Annotated in this window: 18 protein-coding genes and 1 other annotated feature; of the genes, 8 read left to right on the forward strand and 10 right to left on the reverse strand. The window is 38.5% G+C overall.

Going from position 1 to position 17,556, the window contains the following annotated elements; translation table 11 throughout:
• Window positions 1-6 precede the first annotated feature (6 nt).
• Window positions 7-324: a hypothetical protein gene (locus MKY46_RS12485; RefSeq protein ID WP_036117662.1), complete on the forward strand. Its 318-nt coding sequence runs from the start codon at window positions 7-9 to the stop codon at window positions 322-324.
• Window positions 325-404: 80 nt separating this feature from the next.
• Here the strand turns inward: MKY46_RS12485 and yeiL are convergent, their stop codons facing one another.
• Entirely contained in the window at window positions 405-1,067 is a 663-nt protein-coding gene (yeiL, locus tag MKY46_RS12490) for a transcriptional regulator YeiL (RefSeq protein WP_036117659.1), read from the reverse strand.
• A gap of 97 nt (window positions 1,068-1,164) precedes the next feature.
• Between yeiL and MKY46_RS12495 the strand changes: the two genes are divergently transcribed.
• The 4 genes from MKY46_RS12495 to MKY46_RS12510 all read left to right on the forward strand — a co-directional run bounded on the left by MKY46_RS12495 (window position 1,165) and on the right by MKY46_RS12510 (window position 4,233).
• Window positions 1,165-2,316, forward strand: coding sequence for an MFS transporter (locus tag MKY46_RS12495; protein ID WP_036117657.1), 1,152 nt, complete (start codon window positions 1,165-1,167; stop codon window positions 2,314-2,316).
• Window positions 2,317-2,643: 327 nt separating this feature from the next.
• Complete coding sequence (locus MKY46_RS12500; RefSeq protein ID WP_340834375.1) at window positions 2,644-3,024, forward strand: DUF7668 domain-containing protein; 381 nt, start codon at window positions 2,644-2,646, stop codon at window positions 3,022-3,024.
• Window positions 3,025-3,048: 24 nt separating this feature from the next.
• Window positions 3,049-3,357, forward strand: coding sequence for a hypothetical protein (locus MKY46_RS12505; protein ID WP_036117651.1), 309 nt, complete (start codon window positions 3,049-3,051; stop codon window positions 3,355-3,357).
• Between the two features lie 366 nt (window positions 3,358-3,723).
• Complete coding sequence (locus MKY46_RS12510) at window positions 3,724-4,233, forward strand: DinB family protein (protein ID WP_058843526.1); 510 nt, start codon at window positions 3,724-3,726, stop codon at window positions 4,231-4,233.
• A 209-nt stretch (window positions 4,234-4,442) separates the two neighbouring features.
• On the opposite strand, the gene MKY46_RS12515 is transcribed toward MKY46_RS12510, so the two are convergent.
• Entirely contained in the window at window positions 4,443-4,730 is a 288-nt protein-coding gene (locus MKY46_RS12515) for a hypothetical protein (RefSeq protein ID WP_338651254.1), read from the reverse strand.
• A gap of 156 nt (window positions 4,731-4,886) precedes the next feature.
• On the reverse strand, window positions 4,887-5,414 hold the full coding sequence (locus MKY46_RS12520) for a GrpB family protein (protein ID WP_340834377.1): 528 nt from the start codon (window positions 5,412-5,414) through the stop codon (window positions 4,887-4,889).
• Window positions 5,415-5,790: 376 nt separating this feature from the next.
• Here MKY46_RS12520 and MKY46_RS12525 point away from each other — a divergent pair, with 376 nt between their 5' ends.
• Window positions 5,791-6,261 carry a DUF2975 domain-containing protein gene (locus tag MKY46_RS12525; RefSeq protein WP_036117640.1) on the forward strand — a complete coding sequence of 157 codons (471 nt, stop codon included), beginning with the start codon at window positions 5,791-5,793 and terminating at the stop codon, window positions 6,259-6,261.
• A 202-nt stretch (window positions 6,262-6,463) separates the two neighbouring features.
• On the opposite strand, the gene MKY46_RS12530 is transcribed toward MKY46_RS12525, so the two are convergent.
• Together MKY46_RS12530 and MKY46_RS12535 are read right to left on the reverse strand one after the other, a co-directional pair.
• A complete protein-coding gene (locus MKY46_RS12530; RefSeq protein ID WP_340834379.1) occupies window positions 6,464-7,648 on the reverse strand; it encodes an oxalate decarboxylase family bicupin in 1,185 nt (394 codons plus the stop codon).
• Between the two features lie 225 nt (window positions 7,649-7,873).
• Window positions 7,874-9,307 (reverse strand): aminotransferase-like domain-containing protein, encoded by a 1,434-nt coding sequence (locus MKY46_RS12535; RefSeq protein WP_340834381.1) that lies wholly within the window; start codon window positions 9,305-9,307, stop codon window positions 7,874-7,876.
• A 111-nt stretch (window positions 9,308-9,418) separates the two neighbouring features.
• On the opposite strand from MKY46_RS12535, the gene MKY46_RS12540 reads away from it, so the two are divergent.
• Window positions 9,419-10,021, forward strand: a complete 603-nt coding sequence (locus tag MKY46_RS12540) for a LysE/ArgO family amino acid transporter (RefSeq protein ID WP_271909964.1) — start codon at window positions 9,419-9,421, stop codon at window positions 10,019-10,021.
• Between the two features lie 598 nt (window positions 10,022-10,619).
• Here MKY46_RS12540 and ileS read toward each other — a convergent pair.
• The 5 genes from ileS to MKY46_RS12565 all read right to left on the reverse strand — a co-directional run bounded on the left by ileS (window position 10,620) and on the right by MKY46_RS12565 (window position 16,680).
• Window positions 10,620-13,712 (reverse strand): isoleucine--tRNA ligase, encoded by a 3,093-nt coding sequence (gene ileS / locus MKY46_RS12545; protein WP_340834382.1) that lies wholly within the window; start codon window positions 13,710-13,712, stop codon window positions 10,620-10,622.
• A gap of 60 nt (window positions 13,713-13,772) precedes the next feature.
• Window positions 13,773-14,011: a binding site (T-box leader), on the reverse strand.
• Between the two features lie 249 nt (window positions 14,012-14,260).
• Window positions 14,261-14,437, reverse strand: coding sequence for a DUF2785 domain-containing protein (locus MKY46_RS12550; protein ID WP_231744999.1), 177 nt, complete (start codon window positions 14,435-14,437; stop codon window positions 14,261-14,263).
• Between the two features lie 258 nt (window positions 14,438-14,695).
• Window positions 14,696-14,836 (reverse strand): hypothetical protein, encoded by a 141-nt coding sequence (locus MKY46_RS12555; RefSeq protein WP_231744998.1) that lies wholly within the window; start codon window positions 14,834-14,836, stop codon window positions 14,696-14,698.
• Window positions 14,837-14,890: 54 nt separating this feature from the next.
• Window positions 14,891-15,538 (reverse strand): hypothetical protein, encoded by a 648-nt coding sequence (locus MKY46_RS12560; protein ID WP_340834384.1) that lies wholly within the window; start codon window positions 15,536-15,538, stop codon window positions 14,891-14,893.
• Between the two features lie 698 nt (window positions 15,539-16,236).
• Window positions 16,237-16,680 (reverse strand): Lrp/AsnC family transcriptional regulator, encoded by a 444-nt coding sequence (locus MKY46_RS12565; RefSeq protein WP_036120896.1) that lies wholly within the window; start codon window positions 16,678-16,680, stop codon window positions 16,237-16,239.
• 141 nt (window positions 16,681-16,821) lie between these two features.
• On the opposite strand from MKY46_RS12565, the gene MKY46_RS12570 reads away from it, so the two are divergent.
• A complete protein-coding gene (locus MKY46_RS12570) occupies window positions 16,822-17,406 on the forward strand; it encodes a DJ-1/PfpI family protein (protein WP_036120893.1) in 585 nt (194 codons plus the stop codon).
• Window positions 17,407-17,556 lie beyond the last annotated feature (150 nt).

Consider the following 17,556-nt stretch of genomic DNA (forward strand, 5'->3'; position numbering starts at 1 on the left):
TGTTGAATGAAAAGTACTGGTTACTCATCAAGCACGGCATTGGCACAAGGAGAACTACTTGCATTCCATATGACACAAAATAATACGGCGAACAAGCACCTTGAAGCGAAACAAACTGTTCGTAAACCACATGAAAGTCTTTTACCAAACAATCCTTTATGTATCGGTGTTTTACCTTTTGACGTTATGGAAAACACGCTAGACATCACCATCCAAAAAAATAAGGTGCATGAGGTAGACTTCTACCATAGTGGTAAGGACATCGCTCGCTGGTTCATTAAAAAAAGTGAATACAACAAGCCAAACCCAGACTTCTTTATATGAAGTCTGACATGGTACTTCGTAAGCGTTCTGCTAACTTAATCGGGCGCTTCCTTCTAGCACGATCTCCTGCAAGTCCATCGCTATTGTATCTCCTGAGCCAACTGTGCAAGACGCTTTTCATCAATAATATGGTAGCCTGTCTTACGTTTTTCTAATATCTTCTCTTCACAAAACTGTGCCAATACATATAATAAATGGCGATAAGAAACCCCTAAATACTCACAGATTTCCGTATGCTTTTCCTTATAGACACCTTGATCAGCAGATAATTGAATAAAGGCTGCTAAGCGATTCTCAAACGGATATGCTTGATTTTGTGTATATTTAGATGTCATGTTCGTGGCTTTTTCCCCTAGAAACACACAAAGTCTACGTAAAAACAAGGCATCCACAAGTAACTTTTCCTTACATGCCTGTGTAATGGAGTAACAAATTGTCTTGGTAACAGTTTGTATCCCCTTTGTATACCTCGCCTCATTAAGCAATTCAATTTCCCCCATAAAACGAGGAGCTTCCAAATATTCAATTAGTGAAACTTTGCCATTTTTATGCGTCATATAGAGCTTCGCCTTGCCTTCTATCATGTAATACAATGTATCTGGAAAGGAGCCTTCCTGAAAAATCCACTCTCCTTTGTCAAATTGACACACTTCCAGATAAGGATCGATAGCAAATGAGAAAAAATCATCTATCGGATATTTTTCAAGATATTGGGTACGTGCTTCAGCTGTTAGAATATGCATTTTTTACTCTCCCCTCTAAAAAATATGAGATATCTCACATTATTGTAGCGATGAACATGCTATTATTCAACTTAGTTAATGGAGGTACGGTAATTATATGAACAATCAACGATGGCTTTCTCAGAATTTCTTTACATTTTTCATCACCTGGGGCATTTTCTTACCCTACTGGACAGGTTGGCTTGTGGATGCAAAACATCTGACAGTATCGCAGGCAAGTGTTGTAATGGGCTGTGGGCTACTAGCTCGTGCCACGTCCAATCTTTTCTTCTTTCCAACCCTTGCAAAATATGTACACAATAAACGTCTTATTACGATTTTAGCAGTAGGTGCTCTACTAACTGCATTACTTTATATTCCAAGCACTGGCTTTATCGCATTATTAATCGTGACCATTTTATTTAGTGTCTTTTATCCAGCACTATTACCTGCTGTGGAAAGTAGTGCAGCAACGCTTGTCCAGCATGGCAATATTCACTACGGCAAAAGCCGTTCCTATGGTTCCTTCGGGTTTGTGATTGCTGTATTAATTATTAGTATGTTGACGGGCGTTTTCGGCAAAAACATCATCTTTTGGAGCATGATTATTGGGTTGATCGGCATGTTACTTATGCAGCAATTAGCCACTCCAAAGGAATTACTTGTTGTGCCAACAAAAGAACAACGTGCGAAATCATTATCGATGAAGACTTTATGGACTATCAAGGGCTTCCCGATTGTCTTATTTATCGTAATTTTATTACAGGGTGCACATGCCTCTTATTATAGCTATGGTTATATTTATTTAGAAGACTTACAGGTAGACCCATTCTATATGGGCATGATTATTAACATCGCAGTAATTTGCGAAATCCTATACTTTATGAAGGCCGATACATTATTGACGAAGTGGCGTTCATCGTCATTATTACTCTTAGCAGCAAGCGGCTCTTCCCTGCGCTGGTTACTTATCTTTATGTTCCCGAATGTCTGGGTATTTATTGCTTCACAAACCTTGCATGCATTATCCTTTGCACTAGCACATTTCGCTTTTATCCGCTACTTAACGAAAGCTCTACCAAAGGAACAAATTCCAAATGCACAAGGTCTCTATTCCGCATTAGCCATGGGCTTAAGTACAGCAATCCTTACGTTTTTAGGAGGATATTTATACGAAATATCTCCTGGCCTGTCCTTTGCAGCCATGCTTATTTGTACAGTGCCTGCCATCGCTATTTTGCTGCTGACGCGCAAAAAATATCAATATTAACAAACAGCAGGTGAGAATTTCTTTTATTAAAATTATGTGTTTGATTAAAATGTCACACATATTATAGTAGGTAAAAAGAAAAGGATAGATGAACAGGAATTATACCTGCTTACATCTATCCTTTTTGGACAACATATGAACCCATTTACTACTACAACATCTACCACAATACTACAATAAATAATCATTGGCTTCTTCCATGATCGCGCCAGATTGTGGAAGATCGTTATTGAACTAAAGCACTCCGTTAGTTTAAGTGAATTTTCTCACAAATTTATGATATTATACAGTTGAATAGAAAGACAAATTAGAATTTGGAGGTTCACTATGAAAAATGAAGATAAACAATATGCTTTAACTGTTATTACTAATATATTAAAAGTAATGCACAATAAAGAATATGAAAACATTTTAAATTATGTGGATGAATGTGAAGTGGATCATATTGGTGAGTTATTCTATTATGTTCAAGAAACATTAAACTTAAATGGATTTGATTCATTTGATGAATATGGCGCTCCATGTAATTTCCACCCAAAATACGAATATTCACAAATCAACTTCTATGAATTCAATGATAATAGTGGATTTGCTGTTGATTATGCTTTAACTTCAAATTCAAAATTGGCAGATATGTGTTTACAAATGGAGTTTTTATATACGGATGACGGATTAAAAAGTGTTTTTATCACAGTTGACCCACAGTAAAACAATATATTAAAAGGAGAACATATGGAAATATACAATATTAATTTGAATATTCATTATTCTGCTCCACAAGAAGTTTGGGATAAGTTGGAGCGTTTATATAGAGAAATGCCTAACTGGAACAACTTTGTAAACGGCTGTCCACAGTGGTATGGTTCAGATGATAAATTAATAGAAGTAAGTATTGAATCAAGTGGATTACAATTCTATGCTAAGTTACCATCAGAAGAATGGGATGAATGGATTACAATATTTAAGAATAGAGCTACAAAATTATTGGGATATGAAGTTGGCGAACCAGAAGACGGTTTTGAATTTCACTATTATGATTAACCCCACAAATTCCAAGTTGTCCATAAGCTTAATTTGAAAATACATATGACACTTCGGTGTTTTTTATATCATCTCCAATTCTTCCAGTCACACCTAATTGCTATTCAACTAAATGCATCGTTAGCTTAAGTACATTGCTTCACAAACTCAAATCAAGATTAACATAAAGCCCCATTTTTAATTCAATTAAATGGCCCTATTAATGAAAAAGGCACAATTCCTTTTCAAGAATTGCGCCCGATTATTTAATATGTCTTCGAAACAGCGGTAATGAAAATAAATAAATATTATATAAAGGAAATATCCGCTTGAAAGTAGAATATTACCCTACAACCATAATTAACTATTCCGATGAGGAGGATTCATGTGCGTCCACGACCATTATTTATTGAAAATCCAGAGCATGATAGGTATGTTAGTCTTGTGCCAGATGGAGATATTGAAGAAATACTTAATAAGCAACAAGCTAAGACCCTTACCCTCTTAGGCAGCGTATCAGAGGAGTTAGCAAGTAAGACGTACGCACCAGGGAAATGGACTTTAAAAGAAGTGATTGGGCATATGACCGACTCCGAACGTGTGATGTCGTATCGAATACTTGCCATTGCACGAAATGAAATTGCACCACTCCCAGCAATGGATCAGGATCAATACGTTTCTGCGGCAAACTTCAACAAATTATCTTGGGAACAGTTACTAGCTGGTTTAGACACCGTACGCTCCAACACATTAAGCCTGATTTCAACTATTGATGAAGCTGCGTGGGTTCGTAAAGGAACTGTAATGAACAGTCCAGTTTCAGTAGGAACCATTGTATATGGCATTGTCGGGCACGAGTTACACCATATGAAAGTGATTAGCGATAAATACTTATAAATCTCTTTCTATTATTGAAAAAACCTAATTTTTCACTTCATACTGAGAAATTAGGTTTTCTCATAGTTGAACCTTACTTAGCGTTATAAATCCGCATTTTCCTGACGTTATCCCTATTTATACATTATAATTTCTTATTCAATTATATGTCCCTATAATGATCGAGCACTGATCCTTATTACAGAACCGCGCCCGATGGTGGAAGAACTTTATCTACTATATGAAGTCCAAATTCTATACATTTTTTTACAATCTACCTCAATCTTATCTCTATGCATTGTAACATATACATTCATGTATTCCGCCCATTGTGGTATTAGTTCCGTTAAACAATCAATGACCTTTATATCAGGAGTTGCATAACCGATATTTTCTTTTCTCAAAAAGCCATTGGAGAAATCTTGATATAATGAGTCCGTCCATTCATAAACTTCAAACTGAGAATCAAAAATCTGCTCATCTTCTTGATATTGTCCGTTTACCCAGTATATTTCCATAACAATGCCCCCCTAATTAAATGCAGCGTTCCATAACACTTTGTCCTATAAAGATACTTTCCTAGTTTTCCATGAAAGCGCCCGATTGCTGAATAGCAAGACGGTGATTTGTCTTTTGCTTGTTAAAGTAAAGCATACTGTTAGCTTAACAAGAAATTATTTCCTTTTCTCATAGATTCCTTTTACGAATTGTTCCTTATAATCTGTGTATTCATTGATCCCACCATTTTTCTCTTCTACAAATTTCATTTTCAGTTCTCTGTACTCTTCCCTTGCTGTTTCGTTTGAAATTAAGTAGTTCCTAAAAAAGATTAAATTTTTCCAGAGTTCTTTGTTGTATTCTACTAAGTGAATAAAGTGTGTCTTTTCCTCGTAATGATCATCATTAAACTTCGCAAGCACAATTTCATTAGGGCGTTCCACTTTGAGCTTTAAAAAACCAACTTCCTTTAGCCCTTGAAATATCGATTTATCAACATTTTCAATATCATCAACACCAACGACTAAATCCAATATTGGTTTGGCAACGATATTCTTTATGGCTGTGCTACCAATGTGTTCAATTCTATTCTCTTGAATCGGCGTTGCATTTAAAATATCCTGTTTCACCCTAAAAAACTCTTTTTTCCACTCATCACAATGTGCTTCTAACCTTACCTCATCTCGTTTTAACCCTAATCTCATTTAGTCACCTCATTTTCAATATAGTTAACTAATTCGTTCGATGATTTCTTTATCCTTCTTAAACTCAACTGCAGTGTTAGTTTAAATACACTACTTCACAAGCTAAACTGAATTCTAATGTAATTTTGCCGAATTTCTTTACCATTTTAATCGCCCTTTAGATGATGAAAGACGCATTCCCAACTTTAACAATTGCGCCCTATTGTTCAGTTACTTCATCATAAAACTTACCATAACGGAAGTACGATTCCCACATGATTTTTAAATAATCATTTGAATAACAACAATAATATAATAAAAAACGAAATAAATATATTGATAAACGATAATAAATAGACTAATATCATATTATCATTAAATCGGTGAGGTGCTTCAAATGAATGTTAAACTAAGTTCAACTTTTTTCTTAAAGATCATTGCTTTTCTTATTGGAATTGCGGTACTTGCTGTGTGTATCTATTGGTTACCTCAAGCAGCTTTACGAGATGCCAAAGTGCGTCCAGGAGATTACTCGATATATCCATTGTTAATATGTGCCTATGGAGTATGCATTACGTTTTCTGTTGCATTGTATCAAGCCTATAAACTATTGAGTTATATCAATATAAACAATGCTTTTTCTGAGCTATCCCTTAATTCCTTACAGATTATAAAAAAATGCGCTTTGACAATTATTTTCTTCATTTTGTTTTTAATAGTTTACTTAAGGGTTTCTGCTATGTTCACGGGTGAAGACGCAGCAGGTCCGATAGCACTTGGTCTAATAGGGATTTTAGTAACAGCTATCATCGCTGCCATTATAGACGTACTTCAAAAACCCATAAAAAATATCCTAGAAAATATGTAGGTGTTTCATAATAACCATTTTTATAAAACTCCCTTCGTTGTTGTAGTAATAAATGAGGTCTACTAAATAAAAAAGTACACCACTACTATATAAGTGATGTACCAACTATCCTATAATGTGTGACATTAAAGATAAGTTACTGTTTTAAAATAAAAACATGCGTTCACTTATCTTTAATTTTACAAAGTATTCACCTGCATTCTTATTTTGGATAATACGAAAAACCAGGGTATTTCACCACTGGCCATTTTTCCTTTCTAAGAGCCTGTAGCAACTCAGGGCCAACCTGCAAATTACTTTGCACCAATTCTGTTGGCGTTAAGGCCATCCATTGATTCAAAGATACATCCTGGAATCGGTTACTTTTAAACATTTCTAAAAACCATAATGGCTCTGTGCCAGTATTTTCAACATAATGCCCCGTCGCAAACGGCACATACCCAACATCACCTGCACGATAATCAAATGTTCGTGCTGTTCCATTCCCTGTGAAAACAGTCATTCGCCCTTTTCCTTGTAGATAATATTGCCATTCATCGTTGTTCGGATGCCAATGTAATTCGCGCATCGCCCCAGGCTCAATTTCCACCAGTGCCGCTGCGATATTTTGGGAAATCGGAAAATTAGTTGAATCCACAATACGCACACTGCCACCTGGTGTTTTCAGTGGTGGCTGTGCTAATAAGCGATGCTTAAAAGTTTGTGGAACCTGCCCATAAGGAGACTCCACTTTTTGTGAATTGATGGGACCAGGAACCTGATCCTGATAAATATACACTTGCTCATTCGGAATATGATCAAAAGCACTAATTGGAACCCCAAAATTGGCAGATAGCACATCCTTCGAGGTATGCGCAAACCAATCTGAAATCGACAATGTATTCAGATCTGAGAAATTGCCATCATCAAACACTAATAAAAATTCACAGCCATCCTCTAACCCCTGAATTGAATGAGGAATGCCAGGTGGAAAATACCATAAATCACCTGGTCCTACATCGGCAATAAAATTACAGCCATTTTGATCAACTGCCGTAATCCGAGCATGACCGAGTAGCATATAAGACCACTCCGCCTGCTGATGCCAATGCAGTTCACGCACGCCTCCCGGTGTCAAGCTCATATTTACACCCGCCAATGTCGTAGCAATCGGTAATTCACGAACCGTAATTTCCCGTGACCACCCACCTTGATTTAATGTCATATGCGTGTCTGAAAACGAGAATCGTAGGTTAGGGATCAAACCCGCATCTGTCGTTGGTGGCACCAGCATATCCGGATTTTCTAAATCCCTCATAATATCGCGTGGCCCCTTATCCACCCCTCCAGCTCCATCATTCCGAATAGGCTGAGGCACCTGAAAATAACCCGGCGGCAAATTGTCCAATCGTTCACCTCTTTATCGTAGAAATTTAAAAAATACTTTCATCCTTCTAAATGTATGGGCACACAGCTTGTACTATTCACTTGCTTTTCTGTTGGGCGAGTGCATGAGAATGGCTATTTGGTTACGAGGAATGATTACTTTTTTGACCGCTTTCCTCACATTATGGAGCGGAGGCATCACTCCTCTAAACGTAGAGCAAATTCATTCCCATGAAAACATAATCAGTTACTGTAGCAAAGCCTCCACTACACATTTATGCAAGATTTGGAGGCCTTCCTGCAATTCGTCATATGTTGCATAGGCATAAGATAGACGAATATGATGATGATCTTGTGGGTCATAAATATAGCCAGGATTGATTAATACTTGTTGCTGCAATAGCTTCATAAAGAATTCTTTGTCTATAAGTGGCTCATGAAACTTGAGCCAAATATAAAAGCCTCCCTTTGGTTTGCTCCAAGTAGCAATGTCTTTAAATTTTCCCTGTAAAATTTGCTCAGTGAAATGGGCTCGATCCTGCAAGTGCTGACGTAAAGATGCAAGATGCGATTCATATTTTCCTGATTGTAGCCAATGTAGGACAATTTCTTGTGAGATAGCACTTGAGCCATAGTCCGTTTGCATTTTTATATCGGCTAATCGTTCGATGACGGTGGTTGGACCAATAAGCCAGCCAATGCGTAGCCCAGGGCTTAAGGTTTTGGAGACACTCCCAATATAAAGGACTTGTCCGCTGCTATCCATTGCTTTAATAGGAGGAGAGGTCGCTTCAAAAAGTAATTCATGATAGACATCATCCTCAATAATTGGAATACGTGATGCCTGACAGGCTTCATAGAGCTGCTTTTTTTCCAGAGATGTCCATACTTGGCCCGTTGGATTATGTAAAGTTGGGATAGCGTAAAATACGGCTTGTTTTTTCCGTTTCCTTTGAGACAATGTTTGGGCAAGCTGTTCATCGCGGTGAATGCTCACCATTTGCATCCCTACTGATTGAAATGGATGGACAGAATTTAAATAGGAGGTTGGCTCCTGAAATACAATAGACCCTTGTTCTAGTAAACCAACGGCAATTAACTGCAATGCCTGAAGTGCACCTGAGACAATGCAGACCTGTTGAGGCTCAGCAACGATGCCTCTGTTTCGTACATAGTCACAGATAGCTGCACGAAGGTGATCATTACCCTGTGGTGAGGAATAGCCCAATGCTTTGGGCTGAAAAGATAGCTCCCTTAGTGAAGCTTCTATGGCCTCTGTGGGCAATAAGCTTGGTGCTAGCTCACCCGTTCCTAAACGAATGACATCCTCACGCTGCTCGTATTCATTAATTAATTGGATAGTGTGATAGTTTGGCTTATGGATACTTGTTTCGATATAGGTTTGCCAATTCGGCTGTGTTTGTTGAATTAATGCATGCCATGAATTATGCGTAACGTAAACCCCAGAGCCTATCTTTGATTCAAGGAGACCTATTGCTTTTAATTCCTCTAAAGCCTGTTGAACCGTGCTACGATTGACGCCAAACTGCATGGCTAACTGTCTTTGCGTGGGCAGTTTTGTTCCTGCTACCCAGTCTCCTTGTTCCACCAGTGCTGTTATCCATTGCACAATTTGCTGTTGTAATGAGGTATCTCTTTGTCTATTTGGCTGCCAGTTCATTTATCCATCACCTTTCCTGCTAGAAAATTGGGTGGATAAAAAACCATCCAATTGGTCGTTTTCTTTTAGTTATACCATATCTAAAATGAATAGTGAAAGGAGGGATGATTGTTGGAAGCTTTTCTTCATGGCATCATTTTAGCATTTGGACTCATTTTACCTTTAGGTGTACAAAATGTTTTTGTTTTTTCTCAAGGTGCTACACAACCCAATTTATTACGCGCCCTGCCAGCAAGTGTAACAGCTGCCCTCTGTGATACAATGCTAATTGTGCTTGCGGTATTCGGACTATCCTTAATTGTTTTACAATTTGAGTGGCTACGTATCGCTTTAATGACTGTTGGTATTGTTTTTTTACTTTATATGGGCTATACCATCTGGCGCTCAAATCCGAGCACTACAGAAAAAAGTGAACCACTGCCCATAAAAAAACAAATTCTCTTTGCCCTCTCTGTGTCGTTACTTAATCCACATGCTATATTAGATACAATCGGCGTCATTGGTACGAGCGCATTAAAATATAGTGGTACAGAGCAAATGATTTTCACGGTAGCCTGCGTGCTAATTTCTTGGCTATGGTTTTTCGGTCTCACGTTGACTGGTGCCTCGTTCAAAAAACTCGATAGCTCTGGTAAGTTGATGGGCATCTTGAATAAATGCTCAGCCATCTTTATTTGGGCAACAGCGTGTTATCTCGCAAGTGGCTTACTGTAGCCTACATAGAAAATGCTCAGGATTCCTCCTGAAGCATTTCATGTTGTTGAAAAAAGATGATGTCAACGGCAGAAAAAGCAAATTTGCAAGGTGAGAGGTTGATTTCCGTTCCGTCAGCGCCCTTTCCAGGGGGCGTCCGATGAGCCGCTTCACTCACTTACGCTCGTTCCAGGGTCTCATCTGTGACGCTGGCTCCACTCCAATCAATCATTCTGCAAAGTGTCTTTACTTTTTTTCATAGTAGTATAGCGATCAAATAGCCCATTATCTGTATTCTTAGAAGGGATAAACTTTTATTTTCAATATGGAGAAGTGATGCGTGACAACACCTCTTCATAAAAAGTAGTGAACACCTTCACTTTATTTGAAAACTTTGCTAAAAAGGTAACACTTTTGTGGGGTGGAGTGGAAGGCTACTTGACTCCCATGGGATAGCGAGACAGGCGAACCTCTAAACGGAGCGGTAGCGGAGGAAGCGGCTAGGCGCTCGCCCACAGGAAAGCAAGTAGCCTGCAACGGAAATCCATTTCTCCCTTTCAATTGACTGTTTTGTTTTTCAACACTAAGAAATGCTCAGGATTCCTCCTGAGCATTTCTTTTAGAGTGAGACAAATACCGTGAGCTGTTCATTAAACAATGTTGTTTCAACGGATTTCGCTTTAGACCACGCTTCACCATAATGAATAGCCTTGACTAATACATTCGCTTGTAATATTGCTTCATGCTGTCGGATGATAGAAAGTACCTTTGTACTACCGTTAAAGGCAATCGACACATATTGGGCCACTGGTAGCTGCCATTTTTTCCTTGCGTCTTGAATTGTGCGAATTAATTCTCGCATTTGCCCTTCTTGTAGCAAGCTTTCTGTTAGTTGAACATTCATCAATACACGACATGTGCTATCCTCAGCTAACCTATAATACTCCTTCACAACCGCTTCAGCAACAACATGGGCTGCTAATAATGTTAGCTGTTGTCCTTCCATCACAAAATTAATCGAACCATTATGCTGAAGCTTTTGCTTTTCTTCATTCGTTAATGCCATCACATATTCTTTTACTTGATTAACCTTTGCACCAAATGCAGCTCCAGCAGTTTTAAAATTCAGCTTATATTGGATGCTTTCATAGGCTGAAAAATCATGCGCCCACCTACAGGCTTTGATGTTTAACTCATCTTGAATGAGCTCACTATAGACTTGAAAATCCATCAGGTCTCCTTTTACGGCAACAATGAGTTCACTTAAAGGTTGCTTAACCTTCATTCCCTGACTATTGCGAATGCTGCGTCCAAGTTCCACTACTGTTAAAACCATTGCCATTTCTTGTTCAAGCTTGACATCCACTAATTGTTCGTCACATGCTGGGTAGTTCTCCAGATGAACACTTTTCCCACATAATTGACGGTAGATGTCTTCAGCAATAAATGGCGTAAACGGTGCTACCAATTGACAAATAGATGTAAGCACTTCATAAAGCGTACTAAATGCACCTCGTTTATCTGCTGTCAGTCCATTTGCCCAAAATCTAGCTCGTGAACGGCGAATATACCAATTGCTTAACTCCTCTACCAACTGAGCAATTTCTCGTGTAGCCTGTGTAAATTGATAATCATCCATGAACGTTGTGACAAGTTGGATAGTGTGATGGAGACGAGACAAAATCCAATGATCTAGAGGTGATCGACTCCCTTTATTTGTAGCATCATACGTAAAGCCATCGATATGGGCATACATTGCATAAAATTTAAACGTATTGTCAAGTGTATCCACTAGTTTCGATTTCGCATCTAAGATAATTTTCTTAGAAAAACGCTTCGGATTCCAAGGGGAGCTGTCGACTAAAAATGCCCACCGTAAAGCATCCGCTCCATATTGCTCGATTAATTCAACAGGCTCTAAAGCATTACCTTTACTTTTTGACATCTTCTGCCCATGCTCATCTAAGACATGCCCTAACGATAGAACATTTTTATAAGGTGGCTTGCCTGTAAATAACGTCGATACCGCTAATAAGCTATAGAAAAAGCCTCTTGTTTGGTCGATTCCCTCAATGACGACATCTGCAGGGAACTGCTGACGAAAAGTCGTGACATCTTCAAAAGGATAATGCTGCTGGGCAAATGGCATCGAGCCACTGTCAAACCAAACATCAATAACTTCTGGCGTCCGCTTCATGTCTCCTTGACAGACAGGACATGTACAGACAATGTCATCAATAAATGGTTTATGAAGCTCTAAATTTTCATCGAAAGCCCCTTTAGCTAATTTTCTTAATGCTGCAACACTACTTGGAGCCACCTCATGAGCACACTCCCGACAAACCCAGACATTCAATGGTGTACCCCAGTAACGATTACGGCTAATATTCCAATCCACTAAATTTTCTAGGAAGTTGCCAAATCGACCGTCCTTAATATGACCTGGATACCATGTCACTTGCTGATTATTTTGTAAAAGCTGCTCCTTTAATGCTGACATCTTGATAAACCAGCTATCTGTTGCGTAGTACAGCAAAGGTGAATCACAGCGCCAGCAATGTGGGTAGCTATGCTCATATTTCTCTTTAGCAAATAGAAGTTTTTTTGCCGCTAGCATTTTAATGATATCAACATCACAATCTTTTACAAAGCGTCCGACAAGCTCAGACACAGCTTCTGTATAACAGCCTTTTAAATCAACTACATTGACAAAGGACAAACCATGGTACTGTACTGTTTTATAATCGTCCTCTCCATAGGCTGGAGCAATGTGCACAATTCCTGTTCCACTATGCTCCGTCACGTAATCCGCCATAACGACAACTTGCCCTTTTTCGACCGTTACATAAGAAAATGGTGGTTGATAGGAAACACCCGCAAACTCTTGCCCATCATGCTCACTTAGTACTTCGATAGGCTCTGTAAAAACCTTTTCTACCAGTGATTTAGCGAGGATGTATATGTTATTCTCATGCTTTACACGTACATATTGAAGAGATGGATTCATAGCCAAGGCTACATTAGCAGGTAATGTCCAAGGCGTCGTTGTCCAGCCTAAGAAATATTCGTCGCGATCCCGAAGCTTAAACATCGCTGTAACGGATAAGTCTTTGACATCCTTATACCCCTGTGCTACCTCATGTGAACTTAAGGATGTTTGGCAGCTAGGGCAATAAGGTGAAACACGATGCCCTTTATATAAAAGTTGTTCCTTGTGTACATGGCTTAAAATATGCCACACAGATTCGATATAATCATTGCTTAGTGTCAGATAAGGATTATCCATATCAAGCCAGTAGCCAAGCTGCTCGGTAAAGGTACGCCATTTTTGCTCATAGGTAAAAACGCTCTTTTTACATGCCTGAATAAATCGCTCTACCCCGTAATTCTCAATTTCCTGCTTCCCAGAGATGCCTAATGCCTTTTCTACTCCTAATTCCACAGGCAATCCATGTGTATCCCAGCCTGCTTTTCGTTCAACGAGATAGCCTTGCATCGTTTTATAGCGTGCCACAACATCTTTAATTGTTCTGCCAAAAGCATGACCAACATGTGGTAAACCATTCGCTGTTGGCGGTCCCTCGTAAAATACAAAGGGCTGCTGTCCAGCACGATTGTTGATGGACTTTGCCAAGGTTCCTTCTTGCGCCCACAACGCACGAATCCTTGTTTCTCGTTCAACCACTGTTTCCTTCTTTTGTTCTTCCTGCATATGAGTTCCTCCTATACAATCCATTTTGTATAAAAGGCATACAAAAAACCCCGTCCCAAGGAAAGGGACGGGGTTAACCGCGAATACCACCCTAATTCTATTGACACAATGGTCAATAGCGCTCAGCAACGTACAATCATACGTGTTCTTTTTAACGGTAGACACCCGGATTGGCTTACTCTATTCAGCCAATCTTCTCAGAGAGGATTTTCATGTAACACCTGCACACCGACTTCCACCAAATGTCGGCTCTCTGTAGAACAAAATGAAACACTACTCTTTCTCATCAACGAATTTGTATGCTTTTATTGTCACTCATCGTAACAAATTACCAATTGTCTGTCAACAGTGGACAACCTTAAAAAATTTCGTTGAGACAAGTGACAATACTTTGATGGAGAGTCATATATTAAGATTGCGGATTGGTTTGAATAAAGCTCTTCAGCAATATTTTGACATTAAATAGCCCGATATAAAAGTTTACTTCATCCAATTGCCCCTTTAATGTGGCTACTGTTGACAGTGTTTGCTGCAATATTTGGATGATTTCATTTTTCCAACATAGCGAAAATCAGGACTAACAACCTTTCCTCCTCATCATGAATAAATACATAAGCAGGTTGTAAATAGAAAAACCAAAGTGCATGTAACATAGCGACATAGGCTGATCCATTCATTTTAGGATTTTTCACTAGTTCATCAATAGCATCCGATACATGTGCCACACTATGTGCCCATCCTTTGCCAGGTACATAGCTTCTTACATCCTTTTCAGATGATATGTAAGTTCATAACTTCGTTTGACAAGCCTCATGCTATCCTTAGATAAAAAAATATCTGTGTAGATCCCTAGCTAAAATAAGTACGAGCAATAAGATTGTAAACGAGTGAGTAAAAAACCCAATCAGATTCCTTTGAATAATAAATGGTTTAAGCTTTAATCCCAAAGTTCAATGAAGCAACGATGATTCAGCAAATTTTTTCTAAAATCCATTCATAAAAGCTGCCCTAAATCCATGTATCTCGTAGCTCACTTCAGTAGAACCGATATGTGCTAGCATGGCATGCAAAACCTGCTGTTGATGCTCTTGCTGCCAAGTAGCCTGACCCTTTTTCAATGCCATTAATCTAGCCTTTAATTCATCTTCCTTCAATACAACTGGCTAATTCCACTTTGCTTATTCATTGTGATACTCCGTACTACTTTCTCGGTATAGCCCATCCAGCTTCCATCCATTATAAAAACGGACATAGGTCAATTCCTTTTGCCAATTATCTAGGTGCACAATCACCTTGCTGCTCCAAGGGAAAGTGGCTGCATAAACCCGACCTCTGCGTACCTCAGCTATGTCATCCGCTACACCAAGAAGTGTAGAAGGTGCATTCGCATTATACATTAAATAATGCTGTCGATCTGAACTGATCTCAAGTTCTTCCATGACCTCCTGATGAAAAACAATCACTTGCTCATTTGCCTGATGAAGTGAATAGATGAGAGCTCCCCCAAATAGCACCATCAATGAAGCCACAATGAGTACATGCTTTTTCTTTAATCCTATGTAAAACGCCCACTGCTTTTCCTTATTGTATAAATGAATATATATTGCTAGACTTATTGGCCATAAAAATAATAACTGCCAACAAAGGACAACCCAAAAAATCTCGCCATCCGAGGCAAAATATCGAATGACATTGTAATTCAACAACCATAAAGGCATCGACCACCGCCATAAGGATTCTTCCTGCGGTATACTTTTTAAATAAATCAGTAGAAGAGGTAAGCTTAGGAAAAAGGCTGTCGCATTATCTAATAGAGCAAATACCAATTCAACACCTCCTGCATAGAAAAATGTTACAACTATTGTATTTTAATCCAATTGTACAGAAAAGGCTAGACATTCTAAAACGTTGAATATCTAGCTTCCTTTTATTGAAGTTCCTCCACTATTTTCATCTCTAGGAAAATCGATGAGAGGTTGAGAGGCATTGTTCCCAATCACCTGGCTATATTGTACTTTGATAGCGTTTTGGGACATCCACTAAAGGAAAACGTGTACCATTGCTATGTTTTTGCACCAATTCATCTACAGATAATTATATCCACCACAGACATTGTTTTAAAAATGACCTCACGCTGCTTGAATAGGAGTGCTAGAATCACATTTTCAATCAAAATGCGTTCGTCTTGCTGTACAAGTATATCCTTCTAGTGGTAGTTTGCTTTGCAAAAAGCTTCTGTTGTACTTGAATTTTGCAATAGGCCCAACTGCGTAAATCTTTGCCTCGATGCTTCGATAAATAAGCCTTTAGTTCGCCACGTTCCTCATAGTTTTGTTGGTTATCATAAAATTTAATTAAGACATCCTGCACGATATCTTCTGCACTTTGTCAATCTCTTCCATAGTAAAAGGCAAGACGAATAAGCCTCTCTGTATGCTGTTCCATTATTCTTTCTAGTTCGTAAATGAGCCCTCTCTTTCCTATAAACGGTGCTCATAGCTTCGAGGTTTGCTTTTTTTGTCATTTATTCTAAATCATTGTCAGCAAACGGGCTAATAACCTTTTTTTCCGTTGAAGATAACACGATATTGGTAGAAGGTGTACCATAGGGCATAGCTGCATCAATAAACTGCTCTAATGTTTCTACTGAATAAGTCGCTAGTTTGACAATATAGCTAATTTCCCCCGCCACTCGATAGCACGCCAAGACATCAGGATGAGCCTTACAAAATGCAGAGAGGCTTTTACAATCAATGGATTTAAATAAAATAATGGCCTCAATAGTGCGCTCCATCTTTTTCAAATTCACCCTTGCATGATACCCTTCAATCACACCTTGTTCCTCCAGCTTTTTGACCCGTTCAATAACAGCGGGAGAAGATAAATGAACAATTGCTGCTAATTCCTTCATCGAGATTTTTGCATTGTGCTGTAATTGCTGTAATATTTGTATATCAATTTGATCCATGGTCCTTCACCTTTCTAAATCAATTATTTTTTCTATAATACCTTTTCAAATAAAGTTTTTTATCCAAAATACATTATACAGCTTCTGTTAACATTCAGCTCTTTTGATTACAATAAAAGCAATAAAGGAGGCAGAATCAATATGAAAAAAATATTATTACTTTTAGCAAATGGCTTCGAGGCCGTGGAAGCCAGTGTTTTTACAGATGTGCTTGGCTGGAATAAATGGGAAGGCGATGAATCAACAGAAGTCATTACAGTCGGGTTACATAAACAATTGCAATGTACATGGAATTTTAGCGTCATTCCTGAAAAATTGCTGCATGAAATTGATTTAAAGGATTTTGATGCTTTAGCAATCCCAGGGGGCTTTGAGGAAGCAGGCTTTTACGAAGATGCCTTTAGCGAGGAATTTCAAACAGTTGTGCGTCATTTTGATGAACAGAAAAAGCCTATTGCAACAATCTGTGTAGCCTCCCTAATATTAGGGCATAGCGGTATTCTACAAAATAAGAAGGCGACAACTTATAATCATCCAACAAGTAAACGATTAGAGCAGCTTCAATCCTATGGTGCAAATGTTGCTAATGAACGAATTGTCTACACAGAGCACATTATTACATCTTCGAACCCAGGCACTGCATTCGATGTCGCATTTGGCTTACTTGAAATGCTAACATCACCTGATAATACATTGAAAGTAAAGGATTTAATGGGCTTTAAATAATTTTATAAAGCTGTCCAAAAGAGTTCATTTTGGACAGCTTCATTATGTACATTTGTTTTCTGATATTGATTGTAATAACTTCACTCCTAACTCTTTACTTCTTGAAACTAATGATATAGTTCTGATTAAGGATCAATATATAGGTGTCAA

Source organism: Lysinibacillus sp. FSL M8-0355 (assembly GCF_038008985.1).
Taxonomy (GTDB): Bacteria; Bacillota; Bacilli; order Bacillales_A; family Planococcaceae; genus Lysinibacillus; species Lysinibacillus fusiformis_D.

Excerpts from the sequence above, each read along its gene's own strand:
- MKY46_RS12570 (WP_036120893.1), top strand. The coding sequence starts at position 16,822 with ATGAAAAAAATATTATTACTTTTAGCAAATGGCTTCGAGGCCGTGGAA.
- MKY46_RS12555 (WP_231744998.1), bottom strand. The coding sequence starts at position 14,836 with ATGGCATTGAAAAAGGGTCAGGCTACTTGGCAGCAAGAGCATCAACAG.
- MKY46_RS12565 (WP_036120896.1), bottom strand. The coding sequence starts at position 16,680 with ATGGATCAAATTGATATACAAATATTACAGCAATTACAGCACAATGCA.
- MKY46_RS12520 (WP_340834377.1), bottom strand. The coding sequence starts at position 5,414 with ATGAGATTAGGGTTAAAACGAGATGAGGTAAGGTTAGAAGCACATTGT.
- MKY46_RS12515 (WP_338651254.1), bottom strand. The coding sequence starts at position 4,730 with ATGGAAATATACTGGGTAAACGGACAATATCAAGAAGATGAGCAGATT.
- MKY46_RS12500 (WP_340834375.1), top strand. The coding sequence starts at position 2,644 with ATGAAAAATGAAGATAAACAATATGCTTTAACTGTTATTACTAATATA.
- MKY46_RS12535 (WP_340834381.1), bottom strand. The coding sequence starts at position 9,307 with ATGAACTGGCAGCCAAATAGACAAAGAGATACCTCATTACAACAGCAA.
- yeiL (WP_036117659.1), bottom strand. The coding sequence starts at position 1,067 with ATGCATATTCTAACAGCTGAAGCACGTACCCAATATCTTGAAAAATAT.
- MKY46_RS12505 (WP_036117651.1), top strand. The coding sequence starts at position 3,049 with ATGGAAATATACAATATTAATTTGAATATTCATTATTCTGCTCCACAA.
- MKY46_RS12485 (WP_036117662.1), top strand. The coding sequence starts at position 7 with ATGAAAAGTACTGGTTACTCATCAAGCACGGCATTGGCACAAGGAGAA.
- MKY46_RS12525 (WP_036117640.1), top strand. The coding sequence starts at position 5,791 with ATGAATGTTAAACTAAGTTCAACTTTTTTCTTAAAGATCATTGCTTTT.
- MKY46_RS12495 (WP_036117657.1), top strand. The coding sequence starts at position 1,165 with ATGAACAATCAACGATGGCTTTCTCAGAATTTCTTTACATTTTTCATC.
- ileS (WP_340834382.1), bottom strand. The coding sequence starts at position 13,712 with ATGCAGGAAGAACAAAAGAAGGAAACAGTGGTTGAACGAGAAACAAGG.